The organism is Aporhodopirellula rubra, from assembly GCF_014192335.1.
GTDB lineage: Bacteria > Planctomycetota > Planctomycetia > Pirellulales > Pirellulaceae > Rhodopirellula > Rhodopirellula rubra.
Genome location: NZ_JACHXU010000040.1, coordinates 1 through 13,623 on the forward strand (window position 1 = coordinate 1; position 13,623 = coordinate 13,623).

A 13,623-nucleotide genomic window follows, 5' to 3' on the forward strand; every position below is an offset into this window, starting at 1 on the left:
CGCCCTGCATTGGCAATTTTAAACGAAATAGCCAACCTGCAGATAGACATCTTATGCGCTGACACCAAACCAGTCGTCAATGACAGTGCCATTCGCGTCTGGCACCTGCTCAACGCCTGCGGTCATTTCGAAAATGCCTTTGCATTAACTGTCTTGATCATCAGTCAACCAGGTGTTTAGCGGCAAGCCAATAGACTCTCGCGGCACTCGCCTGATCAATCAATGCGATCCGCCATCGCGACCGCCGTTGCGGTTCCTCCCAACGATGGCCGTACCAGCCTTCCTGGTTGCGAACTTCGCGATGCAGGTAAATCAGGCTGCGTTTCACCACCGAGGTCCACTGAATATCAACAGATGGTTCATCCGTATTTTGCTGTGTGAGCTCCAAGAGGGACTCCAACAGCAAATGCGCAAAACGACCGCTATCTCGCACCGCGCCATCATCTGCAATCCAGTTATCTTTCGCCGCCGCCGCGATCCGTCTCGCCTCCACGTGATAACGCTCCTTGCCCGTCACCTCATGCAATAAGACATTGGCGCGAATCATAAGAGCCGTGTTGTATGAAAACTTGCGTCGATCGACTCGACCGTCGAGCTGAATGCTGTCCCAAAAAAGACCGTCCTTGTCTTGCAAGTGCTCGCACGTCCATTCGTAGAGCACTCGAGCGGTGTCTAAATACGACATTTCGCCAGTGACTTGATATAGCCGCAAAGCGGACACAATCGCTGGCGCATTCGTGCAGGTGTTTTTCGAAGTCAGCTCTTTCTCTCGCCAATACAAGCCACCACCGAGTTTTTCATCCGCACCGCTCATGACAAATCGAAACGTCGCGATCGCTTTCTCAAGGTGTCGCTGCTCCTTGCTAATTTCATATAACTCGATCAACGCGAGCACCAACCACGCATTGTCGTCATAATACCGGTCTGAGTCCTTCGGCCCCGGTTGAACGTCATATCCCTCGAGGCCATTTGATTTCAACCAATAGACGTTGATCGCATCGGCATAATCCTCTGCTTGAGAAAGATATTGCTCTGGGGCAACTGAGGCCGCTGCGTTGAGTGCACTGAGTTGCACTCCGACGCCCCACATGAACGACGGATGACTGCCCTGCCAACTCCTGCCATCCGGGAGTTGCGCAAACTCGGAGTAGAGCTTTTTCTCCGGCAGCCAAAATCGCTCTCGAATAAGCGTCAGACTTTCCTCGCCCCAACTAGCAAACGGAGGCTTGCCGATCTCGTCATCCGCCCGCAACGATTTTTGGGGACGATCAACGCCGCTGGTAATCACCAGAAAGAAAAGCAGCGAGGAAGCGAAAAACGATTGGCGATCAACCTGGGTGCAAAATGTCATGAGGATGGCGAGCGAGGCGGGGGAAGGGGCGGGGGGCTGGTTCGTGAGGAGGGACCACCGTTCTACACTTTTCATCAGAAACTGCCAACGTCCGAACCAGTGGCCCCCTAATTCCTCCGGTGCCACCCACCCGTTGATTGCCGTGTTTCTAAACCCGCAAATCCGCGTCAAGGTTTCGGCAGCTGATGGCTTCGGCGAGATCTTCCTCGCTGATCGCGTGGCTGCCGGGGAAATCCGCAATGGTGCGTGCCACTCGCAAAATTTTATCGTGGGCGCGTGCCGAGAGGCCGAGTGACTCAACGCCCGCCCGCAAAAACTGAACGCTCGACGGTTCGAGTTCGCAGTACTGTCTGACATGATGGCTAGTCCTCTGGGCGCCGTATCGCAGCGCGGGGCCGACGCGCACTTTAGGTGGTTTGGGCCAGCGCGGTCGAGTGATTTACGCCATTTTGGTTTCGTCGACGTTGTGTCGTTGAAATCATGATTGGAGCGACCGCGGTGGCCAACAGGAAGAAATCCGAGTTTGATGTTGAAAGCATCCTGCAAGACTTTGCCGAGCTGCCTGATCTGCGGTCGCATATCCTTCAGCGACAGCGTCTTGGAGATGTGATCGTTATCAGCATCATGGCAGTCATGGCAGGTACGAAAGGCCCCAAGGCAACGGCGTTTGCGCCAAGAGCAATGAGGATTCGCTGACCGACCGCCTTCAACTCCCCAATGGAATTCCATCGCACGACACAATCGGTCGTGTGGTGATGACAATCAAGCCGGCAGTGTTTCAAGTTTACTCGAGCGTTGGATCACTCGTCTCTCTGGCAACCGCAACAAGGATGAGCTGGATATCATTGCCATTGTTGGCAAGACGCTTCGCCGTAGCCACGACAAGGCTGCTGATCTTGGAACGCTGTTTCTTGTCAGTGCCTGGGCGGTCCAGCGTGCTGTCAGCTTGGGCCAACTCACCACAGGTGAAAAGTCGTATGATATCACCGCGATATCCGAGCTATTAGACCAAATCGAGATCGCAGATTCCATGGTCTCGATTGATGCCGCCGGTTGCAAAAGGAACATCGCCGCGAAGATCGTCGACGCCAAAGGCGATTACGTCCTCGCCCTGAAGGGTAACCCAGGAAAACTTCACGATGCGGTGATCCAGTACATCGTCGGCCATATGGAGAATGATTTCAATGATGTTACGGCTTGCAATTTCACCGAGCGTTTTAGGGGGACACGGACGCAAGGACGAACTTGGCTACTACCAATGACGGTGCCGGAAGACTTCATTGCCCAAACGCTTCGCGATCAGCCTGCTAAAACAAGTTAACGACAAGGAGAGCATCGCGATCCGTCAGAGAATGGCTGGCTGGAACGCGAACTTTCTCGCACAACTACTTGGAATGACAACGAGCTAGTATGCTTCGGCCTAACAAACATTCGGATCCGCAGCTAACGGTGCTTCCGGTTGCAGGAGCATTGCTCAAGCAGATCAAGAACAAACGTTTGTGTACGACTGCTGAACTGCGTGCGTCTTTGGGCAAGCCTGAATCTGATCGAAGTCCATTGTTACTCCCGTCTGTATCTCTGCTGTTTCTTCTTAGCTTGGTTGAATATCGACGAAAGACAGACACGCTGGAGTACGTTGGACCATGAAGCTTCGAAAGATCAACTCAAATCGGCCTCGGCAATTTGGTAGCGTTAGCTAACACGATGGACTGAACGTTGTGCTCACTGTGGATTGTGTATAACCTGTTCATCCAATTCGCCAACGAATTCTGCGCGGTCAGTCATCGGCATCGACATCCGTTCCATGAGCAAGCAACAATGACCAAGCAACCATGACCAAGCAAAAAAAAGCAATCGTTGCGATCGCATGTACGAGTGGATTGTCGCTCGTCGTGTGGATGACCAGTGCTGTGTTGTATTGGACGAGTGAACGCCCCGTCGCGGCTTCCAGTGCAAGTCCAATGGATCGGATTGCGGGAGACACACGTGCGGACACCGTCGTCGAAATAGCAGAGGCGTCGTCCGATTCAGTCGAAACGTTTTCCAAAGCTTCCCTCGAACCTCAGCCAAATGACGCTGTTCCTCCCGTCGAAACAAAACCAGATGATCACAACTTGAATGGGAAGTTCCCGTTCTCCGTTTTGGAGAAACCGATCACAGGCATCACGGTCGATCCCTCGCACCAGCGCATCCTTCTGATCGGTCCCCAAGAGAATTCCTTGTCAGTCATGGGAATGAGTCAGATCGGACAGGAGTCCCCGCCACTTCAGGCGATCAACGTCGATGGCACCCCGGTGGCAGTGGCATTGAAAAAGTGGCAGTACCAGACGTTGTACGTCGTTGCGACGGTCTCTCCAGCACGTCTTGTCCTGATTGATAGCGAATCGCTCGAGGTAGTACGTCGCGTCCAGCTCAATTCATTTTCGCCCCAGCGTTTGTGGGACCATTTGGATGCCACCAATCCGATGATTGTGATCGGCAAGAACCCCGAGAAATTTGAATTCAAGTTTGATTCTCGACGTGGGTTCGTTCGTGGAACCTCCAACGCGTTGGAATTCGACATCGAATCCATGGCAGTCACGCGGACTTCTCATGGTTTGGTGTGGGATGTTTCTCCGGATGGGCACTGCCTGTTCACGCTGGAGCGGTCGCCGATGAACTTTGGTCCCTTTCCGCATCAGACCGAGACGTCTCCGATCCATGCGGACTCGATCGATGACACACCTCTGGCTAATCAGACCCCTGCCTTGGTCGATGACATGGTTGTGATGGGGCGAACCCTTTTTCGGACGCAGAAACTTTCTGATCAGATTGGAATGATGGAGTTCCATGTCTTGTCGAGCATGGCGGGGACGACGTTGCTAGCGGGAACGATCGGCCAGACCTTTCGCGTAGGAACACGAAACGACATGCACACTCTCTTTGACATAGATTTGCCGAACGAATGGAAACTCGATTCAAAGAGCCGAAGAAGCTATGAACCTCGGAAGACTTTTGTCGTTGCGGACCCGGTGAAGAAAACGTTTGTCCTGGCTTCCGTTGACCGAATCGCCGCGTTTCCTTTGGCAGAAATGGGAATCAAGGCGATCCGGGACCTGTCATTGACGGCCAACGTTCCCATCGCAAGCGTCGGCGAACGACTTTCCGCATCCATCAACGGGCGGTCAACGCTTCATACGTTGAAACTCGAGAAAGCACCGAAGGGGCTGACATTGCAATCCAATGCGATCGACTGGACACCAACCATCGACCAATTGGGAGAGCACGAGATTGCGATCCGACACACGGCAGGTGAAGAAAGTGCGGTTTCCGAGTTCATGATCCGCGTCGAAAGGTCTGGCTTGGATTTGTCGTTTCAAGTCTTGTCGGTACTCGATTCTTCGAACGGCGGCCCCGCGTTGATCACGGGAAACCGACTGAACGCACAACGCAATTGGGAATCAACGGTTGCCTCGGTCGACCTGGAAACGAAAAAGATTCTCGCGTCCAGACAAACGGTTGAGCATGCGAATTTTCTCGTGGGGGATCGCTATGTGTACCGCGTTAGTCCGGGTTTTGAAATCTTTGACCGGACCACATTGACGCCCACTCCAAAGCAACCGGGCGCTCAGTCATTCGTCGTCCAAAACCGAACCTTGGCGCAGTGGCAGAAACTAGAATCACTGTTGGACGACTTTGAAAACAACAAGCAGCAAATCGAAAACGAATTGCAGCAACCGTCTCCGCAAGACGGAGTGGGATGGAGGAACCCGCATTGGCGTTGGGGGTCTCGAAAAACTCCGTTCGGTGACACCGGGTTTGGGCCTATTCGCAATGGCATTCTTTACGATCCAATCAGCGAAAAACCGCGTCTGCTGATTTGGCCAGCGTACACGCGAACGGGGATGCCCAGTGCTCTAGAGAAACAAGGCCCGGGCGTTGGGTTCTGGTATCCCTTTCCGAGTCGTGTTTCCAACTTCACGCGATTGGAGAATGCGATTCGCCAAGGAGCACACCCTTGGGCCCCCGAAATTCTCAAAGGCAAGGTGGAAAACAACGAGGTCATCCTGACCTCGTCAACGTTCAGCGGTGAAGTCGCGTCGAAGCTGGTCATCAAACAATTGCCAAAACAGGTGGGGTACAACGCTCCGCAATCGACGCAGGTCTTCGTCTCGGCGACCGCCGACATCATCCGTGTGGCCTACGACGGTCGACTCTATTTGATTGACCGAGAGGAATTTCCACCGCCGGAGGCGCCCTTTCACGTTGAACCGACACAAACGGAGTTCGTTGTCACACCCGGGCAAGCAATCACTCTGAAGTACAAAGCGAATGGTGCTCGGCGATACTCGCTTCGCATCAAGGACAACCAACCCCCGCTCGCTCTGCGTTCCGATGACGGGGCGTTTACGCTGAGACTGGCCCCAGATGTGGTCGCGATGACGGATCAATTCGTCAGAGGCGTCACCGACCGCAGGCAGCCGGTGGAAGAGCGACGAAAGTTCTTGCAAACGGCGATCGAGGCCAATCAAGTGTTATACAAGCAGGTCGTCGGTCGCGAGCCGAGCGGAGTCGCACTTCCAATGCAGGTACTTGTCGATGCACAGAGCGAGGACTTAAGGACGACCGGATTTTTCCATGATGTGCTGTACGAAATTCCAAAAGAGGAAATCGTCGAGGCATTGGAACGCGATCACCAAGCGTTCAAAGAACTGCAACGAAAATCGCAACAAGAACGTGAACGACGAGGCCAACGATGAGTATCGCCATTCAATGTAGCAACGGACATCGCTTGGTTGCTCGAGACGAGATTGCAGGCAAGAGGGTCAAGTGCCCCAAATGCGGCGAGATCATCGCCGTGCCGATTCCCATCGTGGAAGAAGTTCTCGACCTGTCGCTCGATGATCTGGTCGAAGATTCACCCACCGCTGACAATCCGTTTGAATCATTGCCGGAATTCTCAGCCGACGCGACGTTTCCTACGGCGCATAACATGGCTGCCTTCCCCGCCCCTGGTGCTGCCGTGCAGCCTTCGCCGGGGCACCTTGCTGCGTTGCCTACCGGCCACCGCTCGCCACAACCCGCGAACGCTGGGAATCCTGCCAAGGTTGAGTCCGATGAGAACTGGCTGACGTCGCCCATCCTCGCAACTGGGATTGCGTCCGCTGCCTCTTTGATTCTTGGACTTTTGGTCCTGGGAATGCTTTTGATGGGACGCGGTGATCATTCAAATCAGCTCGCCCAAGCGATTTCGGCGCCGAATGCATTTGTCTCGGATGACGTCACGGAAGCACAAGAACGGCAAACGCAAGAGTCGTTGGCGCCAACGCCAACCGAATTTGAACCGGTTCCGCTGCCGGTTTCCATGCCCGAGGAACAGCAACACATGGACGTTGCGAACGCGCAACCGCCGGCACAGGACGTGGTCGAAGCGAAAGCCCCGAGTGAAATCGACATGGTGGAAACTCTGCACTCAATCAAGTTTGGAACCAATGCGAATTCCGTCCCCATTGTCGCGTTTGATCAACGAACGGGGGATGTCGCGTTGGTCGATGAGAAACAGCAAATGGCCATCTATCGCAAGGGCTTCTTTGAGGGGGATGAAACTGCGATTTCACGTTTGGAATCCAAGTTCGATGACGGTGCCAAGTACCTGGTGTTCAAGCCTTGGAAAGATCGCACGTTGCTGCTGGCAAGTGACGGCCAGGAAGTCTGGATTTACGACGCGCAGACTGGAAAGTTGTTCGATAAACCGAACCAGATCGCCAATCCCATCTTGGTCAGCCGGCCGGGCTTGTACAGTTCGGAGAGTCCACGTGACGAACGGTTCTTCACCGCTGCCTCGGAAGTGTTGCTCCGTCCCTACACCGAAGAAAGACCCATCACTGACGCGTCCACTGGAATGACGATGGGCGTGAGTCCATCGGGACGGATGATCTTCGGACAATCCCCAGCCTTTGCCTTCCCAGCCACATTGGGCAACAGCCAAAACTACTTGGGACATGCACGAAAGGTCTCGCATTTGCCAATGGATCCTACGGACCAGTACTGGTTCATGCGGGACAAGTTCATGAAGTGGGATGGAGAGGCCGCGGTTCGCAGCAATGCCAGCCGGGACGTCCGACTTTCCGGGAATCTCTTGGCCTATGTTCCCGATTCACCTTGGACCATCTTTTCAACCGAAGAAGGACTGTCGCTGGTTCATCGTGTGAGTCATGAAACCAGAAAGGCAATGCCGATTCCAAGCAAGGGACTGAACGCGAATTGGAACCGTGCGCAGCATCAAACACTTGGTTACGTGGACGCCAAAAACAATCGTTTCCTCCTGGTCACCGCGGATACCCTGGCGAGCATCCCGTTGAACAAGCTCAACATCCCAGCGGAAACCCTGTTGGGGGTTCAGGTCGGCATGCCGCCCGTTGTCCAACCCGGTGCAACGGTCGAAGCAACGGTTCACGCCGCTCCGGGTGTCGAGGTCTCTTTGCAGGACGCGCCGGATGGTGCGGTTCTCAACGGCAATCAATTGAGTTGGACCCCGTCGTACGATCAAATCGGCCCTCAGAACTTCGTTTTCCGTTGCAAAGCTGGAGCGGATCTTTCAGACCAAAAAGTCGCCGTTGTTGTCAGTCAGCTCGGTGTTGACCTACCCTTTTCAGTCTCCCGTAGCTTTTTGTCCGAAGACGGTTCGCAGGCCTTGGCCGTGTCGGCTCACCCAGTCGACGACCAGCATCGATTTGCGATCATCGATACCAATTCGCTCGAGTTTCGCATCAACCCGGAACCCATCGCGGGTACCGTTCGACACGGTTGTTTCGATCGCTCCGAAATCTACCTGCTGATGGACACCTATGAATTGCACGTCTTTGACGCAACGACGCTTCAGCAAAAATCAAGACATTACTACGGATTGCACAATCAACACCTTCGTGGGAGACGCACGCCAGCGTTCGTTTATGACGACCTGCGATTGTTAGACGATAAGCTCGTAATTCGGAATGAAGCGACGTTGACGTACTTCGATCGGAACGACCTTTCCGTCACGGAAACCGTTGAGCCGATCGACGACCCAGGACACCCGGCCTGGACCCACACCGCGGAAGGCGACATTCGATTCGGCCCAGCGTTGTATGGCGAGGACGGTCAATTTCACCGTCTGCTTCAGTTCCCCAACCTGATTGACGTCCGTGGCAGACGCGTCCACGACAGCCCGCTTCAATTCGATTCTTTCGTCAGCGGAAAAACGGTGTTTGGTGGAACGACAATCAGTCTGAATCGAACGGCCAAAGGGATCTCGCTGGGAAAAGGCAGCCCCACGTTGATCCACGGTAACGGAGGAGGTGATTCTGTCCTCAGTGCTGCTGGCGAATGCATTTCAATTCGAAAAGGGGGCGCCTTGGTTCTTGTGCATCCGTATCAATCGGGTTTGCTTCCCAAACCGGGAGCACCCGAGCAGCTGCCGTTGGAAAAGAACTCGCTGAAGATTGTCGGCAAAGGCCTTCCGATGGTTGTTTCGGGACAACGGGAGACCAAGTTTGAATTCGAGATTTCCGGGGGAACAGCGCCATACCATATCAAGTCAGAGATCAAAGACATCCACAGGCAGACCGCTTTTCAGCTGGATGAGCGAACGGGGATTGGAATGCTGGACGGTGCCGCGTTGACCCAGGCAATCACGCAACACGGACATACAAATGCACGTCGGGTCCAGGGAATGCTGAGTATCCCTGAAGTTCACGGACGCGATTTGGCGGATGCCATCAAGAGCTATCGCGAATTGGCGTCGAAGACTTGTAGCCGATATTCGAAGGTGACGTTCAAGGAATTCCCCGTGTCCGTTTCGCTCAACATCAGCATCAGCGATAGTCAAGGGAAACGAATTTTGTTTCAGCACATGTTTGCTCTCGAAGTCCCGGTGAAAAGCATGTTGGCTTCCATCGGCGACACGTCTCGGTTGCAGATTCGCGATCAAGCGGAAGACAGCGGCGTGCCAATTGATCCACGTGCCGCGTCGGGTCGCCCGACACCAATTGTCGCCGATTTTGCATCGTTGAATGCGGTTGAAATCTCTCCGTCCACGGGCGACTTACGAAAAGACTACTTCGAGCATTTGCGACGATTTCAACTGGATGATGGACTGGGCGAATTGTCTCTCAAGCACCGCGCCTTGGTCCATCGGCTGCCAAAATCAGGGAGATCCCTTCACCAACGAACGCCCATCGAACTGGGGTTGGCAAATCGAGAATCGGTCACCGGCACGGTCACCAACGTCACCCGAAGTCGGATTGCGATTCAAACAGAAGAGGGTGGCCAGGACTACTTCCCGTACCAGTTCGACCCTGATTCACTTCGGCAGCTGTATCAAATTTCAGCAAAAACACGTAACGCAGGACAACGGACCCGAGACCAAGCGGAGATCGCCGCAAAGATCAAAGAGTTCCGTTGGAGAAACGGATTCCTGCTTCCCAACTCGCTCGACGGTCCCGACGGAACCCCACTGCTCAGTTGGCGAGTCTTGTTGTTGCCTTCGATCGGGTATACGGAATTGTTCTCGTTGTTTCGCTTGAACGAACCCTGGGACAGTGAACACAATCGTCAGCTGATCCCCTGCATGCCGGTCGAGTACGGCACGGATCCCGATGCCGCTGTGCAAGGACTCACGCCGCTTGAAATTTTGTCAGGTGAGCAAACCTTGTTTCCACCCGGTCGGCTTATTCGAAACTCATCGATTGGCCACAACCAATTCCGTAGCCATGTCATTGGTATCATAAAGCAACCGGAACTAGCGTCGGAGTGGACCAAGCCAAGCGACATCCGGCTCACCGAAGACAAGCTCCCTTACGAGATGATCCAACCAGACGACGAACGTTCCAGCGGTTTGGCGTCCTTGTTCACCTATGATTTAGGCGTCCGAAAGATGGGGCCGATTCCGGGACAGAAGACGGATACACGTCGTCGTTCAACGTTGAAACCGGAACCTAAGCCCGTGTTCATCACCGACGTCATACGCCAAGGCTTCTGAATCGATATTTTAGTCCGCTCTGGCAAACAAGAACGCCATTCAACTCATCGCGCATCAAACGCTGCAAACGTATGACTCGATGTGACTTGAAAACCATTCATTCGCTCACTCCGCCGATTCCTCCTGCCAGTGCATCCTTGCTCATGCCCCATCGCCTGCAACCGTCCATCCGCTCGTTTATTACCAATCCGTATTTTGTCTTTTCAGGCGCGGCCGGTTTGGTCTTTGGAGTTGGCAGCCTGATCCTGATTGGGATTGCGTTGAGTCGATCGGAACCACAGCGTGTGGCTGAGACCCCGGCCGATCCGCAAACGGTCATCGACGTCGCTGCGGTCGCCTCAGAAACTGAGTCGTCGAGCGTCAGTGTGGAAGACAAGCCGATGCCCGCCGCACCGAACGAGGGCGTCCGTTCGGAGTCGAAGTTGGCCCCCGATCAGCAGCTCGCAGCCGCCGAATCACGACCCGCGGGGAAGACCGAAGCGATCGACAACCCTCTGGCTGGCGAGCCGTTCGCACCGTTCTTCAAGTGTTCCCTTCCGCAACGCGAGTTCACCGATGAAGACCGGCGAACTTATGTGGACGACAAATACGTGCCACGTTACTCCTATGCGACCGAATCTGGCACGTTGGCAATCGTAGGACCCTGGAAACGCGAAATCGGGTTCGTCACCAACGACGCGATGGAACAGGGAGGTTCTGAAGAGTCTGTCCAATTGGTCACGTTATCGGGTGACGTCACCGGGGTGGATTACAAACCACGTCCAAATGGCGGAAAGTTTCTTGTTTCTTACCAAAACCCAGCTGGCATCGCCTTCATCGATGCCACGACACTAGAACTTCAAAAGAAAATCTCATTGCCCGATGAACAGGGACCCAATGTGACTTGCCCCAAGGACCCTCATGTGGACTTCGCGTTTGCCTTCGCCGCTCGAGGTAACAGCTATCAGATTAATGTGGACACGATGGAAATCGCGCAGACTTGGCCTATCTGTACTGGACCGGGACACGCGACGTACGATGGGACTTGGGTCGTTCGCAATTGGCGCGGGCCGATTTCAGTCCAGATGGCAGATCAACGCGGTTGGTCTCACGTCGAGCACGGTGTGACCAAGTACGATCACTCGGCCCCCACGCCGCTAGTCGATCCGTTGGGACGCTTCGTCGCGCTTCGAAACGAAATCTATTCCTCCGATTTTGCTATTCAACTCGGTGAATTCGAAACGGCCCCCGAAGCTGTCTCCGTTGACAACTCTTGGATGTTCGGGATTGAGAAAACGGAACTCATCCTCGCCTCTTTGAACGACGGGAAAACGATCAAACGATTCGCATTGCCAAATTCATGGATCCCGCTGGACGGGATCGCGGACCATCATCGAACTCCCAGTGGAATTGAGACCCACCTGAGAAGGATTCGCAGCCGTCGAGGTAGCAGCAATGCCTTCACTCGATGGAGCGATGTCTTTCGTTGCCAGCTGATTGCCGACGATCAACGAGAACGTTTGCTGATCGCGGGGCCCGATTTGTTGAGCATCCCCTATGCCGCGTTTGATCTGCCACCCGAACCAAGGTTGCTGTTGGACAACATTCCGTTTGCAAGCGGTACGATCGGTGATGCGATTGAGTTTGACGTTCCCTTGGGCACGGAGGACGTGACGGTCGAGCTCGTCGACACCAAGGGGGCAACCATCGAGGGAAACCGTTTTCGTTGGACGCCCCAAGCTGGGCAGAGTGGTAAGCAAACGTTTGTCGCAAAAATCAAGAAGGGAAATGCCAGTCACCTCACCAGCTGGAACATCCAAGTTGATCGTCGCACTACCCAAACGCTGCCGATCGATTTCTTCGCGGACGGCGTGACCGTTTCCAGCGACGCGACCATGATCGCAATTCGTGGTCATCAGCGAGCCGAGAAAACCGTGGATCAGGAGCTTCGTACTCGGGCGCAGACCGCCGAAATCGCTGTCTTCGATTTGAGATCCAAGGAGCTGAAAGTCAGCAAGTCCATCGCTGGCTCCCTTTCGCAATTGGAATTTTGCCAGAACGAACTTCTCGTTTGCCGACCCAAGGATCGCGACAGTCAAACGGTTGCGCGTCTGCGTTTGCCAAATTTGACCTTGGCTGGCGAAACCGACGTTGGGAAAGGAAGATTGGTTTCAATCGGTGACAAAGTCGTTGGACTGAGTGACTCGGATCGATGGGCTTACTACACCGTTCCTGATTTGAAGCCCCTGGGGCCGCAGAATTCCAACCGACTGAACACCGACAAACTGAGTGGCCGCCGCGTCGCCGATGGATGGACCTATGACGGAGTCCTCTGGGGCACCGAAATGAAAACGCCCCAATTGATTTACCGATCTGGCCCATTTGCCTCACTGGGAAGTGGACTGACGACGAGGCACGGCGGCGCCAAAATAACGCAGCAAATCTATAAAGGCTTCGTCTACGACTTACCAACGACGGTCAATGTGAGCCGCCAAGGATGGCGAGACAAAACGTCTTACGACTCCTTTTACTTGCCCGCCGATATCACGGTGGAAGTCAGCAGAGACAGTTGTGATCTGGTGTTTCGATCGATTGATGACAAGGTGGAACAGCACCGTCTTCTGCTGATGCCCCGACCAAATACAGTGAGCTCCGATAGCCGAATGCAAGACATTGCCTTCACGAAGGACAACCTGTATGTCGTCTTCGCCGGCCAGGTCTTTGTGGTGGACGCCCAACCGTTGGTTGCGATGATGCCTCGTCCGTTTCACATCGCTCCGGTTCAATCGACGATGGTACTGAAAGGGCGAACGCCGACGGTAAACTATGACGCCCCCGGTGCGACATCGTTCAAGCTCGAACTGATCGCCTTCCAAGGCGGTGCGAACGTCACCTTGGAGTCTTCGGACGGGAAGTTCACGATCGACATGTCACACATCAACGAGATTGCGGCCGAAGCGTGGACAAAGATGCCTACCGTGCGAGGCGGTTCAAACGATGCGAAGACGCGTTTGCAGACCTATCTCAAATACGCGAAAGTGGCCTATCAAAAAATTACTTCACGAAACCCGTCCGGCGTCCCGATTGCCGTCACCGCAGTGGTATCTGCGACCGGACCTGGCCTGGCGACCGACGTGCTTGCGCACGTGTACTTAATCGACGTCCCGCAGACAACGATGAGGAAGAACATGCCTGCCGATCCGGCCGGGGGTCGGACGCGTTGAACCGTAATCAGCTTTTGCATTGAGAGTTATCGTGATGTGTTTTTCTATTCGTTGCGTCCAAAGGCATTGGA

9 protein-coding genes are annotated in these 13,623 nt (G+C 54.3%); 7 read left to right on the forward strand and 2 right to left on the reverse strand.

Annotated features, from left to right (window positions below; genetic code table 11):
• Positions 1–180, forward strand: a 180-nt coding sequence (locus FHS27_RS30855; protein WP_221225491.1) for a hypothetical protein, incomplete at its 5' end; no start/stop codon positions are given.
• Here the strand turns inward: FHS27_RS30855 and FHS27_RS29620 are convergent.
• Positions 161–1,351: a glycoside hydrolase family 76 protein gene (locus FHS27_RS29620; protein ID WP_184309873.1), complete on the reverse strand. Its 1,191-nt coding sequence runs from the start codon at positions 1,349–1,351 to the stop codon at positions 161–163. The genes FHS27_RS30855 and FHS27_RS29620 overlap by 20 nt on opposite strands.
• A 148-nt stretch (positions 1,352–1,499) precedes the next feature.
• Positions 1,500–1,757 carry a magnesium chelatase subunit ChlI family protein gene (locus FHS27_RS29625; RefSeq protein WP_315854756.1) on the reverse strand — a complete coding sequence of 86 codons (258 nt, stop codon included), beginning with the start codon at positions 1,755–1,757 and terminating at the stop codon, positions 1,500–1,502.
• Between the two features lie 74 nt (positions 1,758–1,831).
• On the opposite strand from FHS27_RS29625, the gene FHS27_RS29630 reads away from it, so the two are divergent.
• The 6 genes from FHS27_RS29630 to FHS27_RS29650 all read left to right on the forward strand — a co-directional run bounded on the left by FHS27_RS29630 (position 1,832) and on the right by FHS27_RS29650 (position 13,552).
• A complete protein-coding gene (locus FHS27_RS29630; RefSeq protein WP_184309875.1) occupies positions 1,832–2,047 on the forward strand; it encodes a hypothetical protein in 216 nt (71 codons plus the stop codon).
• A gap of 139 nt (positions 2,048–2,186) precedes the next feature.
• On the forward strand, positions 2,187–2,672 hold the full coding sequence (locus tag FHS27_RS29635) for an ISAs1 family transposase (RefSeq protein ID WP_246421308.1): 486 nt from the start codon (positions 2,187–2,189) through the stop codon (positions 2,670–2,672).
• Positions 2,673–2,761: 89 nt separating this feature from the next.
• On the forward strand, positions 2,762–2,998 hold the full coding sequence (locus FHS27_RS31750; protein WP_390854899.1) for an ABC-three component system middle component 8: 237 nt from the start codon (positions 2,762–2,764) through the stop codon (positions 2,996–2,998).
• A gap of 185 nt (positions 2,999–3,183) precedes the next feature.
• The gene (locus FHS27_RS29640) at positions 3,184–6,090 is read left to right on the forward strand and encodes a hypothetical protein (RefSeq protein WP_184309877.1); all 2,907 of its coding nucleotides are present in this window, start codon (positions 3,184–3,186) and stop codon (positions 6,088–6,090) included.
• On the forward strand, positions 6,087–10,349 hold the full coding sequence (locus tag FHS27_RS29645) for a hypothetical protein (protein WP_184309879.1): 4,263 nt from the start codon (positions 6,087–6,089) through the stop codon (positions 10,347–10,349). The genes FHS27_RS29640 and FHS27_RS29645 overlap by 4 nt, the downstream gene beginning before the upstream one ends.
• A gap of 143 nt (positions 10,350–10,492) precedes the next feature.
• Complete coding sequence (locus tag FHS27_RS29650) at positions 10,493–13,552, forward strand: hypothetical protein (RefSeq protein ID WP_184309881.1); 3,060 nt, start codon at positions 10,493–10,495, stop codon at positions 13,550–13,552.
• The last annotated feature ends 71 nt before the right edge of the window (positions 13,553–13,623 follow it).

Coding starts and splice junctions, on each gene's coding strand:
- FHS27_RS29650 (WP_184309881.1), top strand. CDS start 10,493: ATGCCCCATCGCCTGCAACCGTCCATCCGCTCGTTTATTACCAATCCG.
- FHS27_RS29630 (WP_184309875.1), top strand. CDS start 1,832: ATGATTGGAGCGACCGCGGTGGCCAACAGGAAGAAATCCGAGTTTGAT.
- FHS27_RS29620 (WP_184309873.1), bottom strand. CDS start 1,351: ATGACATTTTGCACCCAGGTTGATCGCCAATCGTTTTTCGCTTCCTCG.
- FHS27_RS29640 (WP_184309877.1), top strand. CDS start 3,184: ATGACCAAGCAAAAAAAAGCAATCGTTGCGATCGCATGTACGAGTGGA.
- FHS27_RS29645 (WP_184309879.1), top strand. CDS start 6,087: ATGAGTATCGCCATTCAATGTAGCAACGGACATCGCTTGGTTGCTCGA.
- FHS27_RS31750 (WP_390854899.1), top strand. CDS start 2,762: ATGCTTCGGCCTAACAAACATTCGGATCCGCAGCTAACGGTGCTTCCG.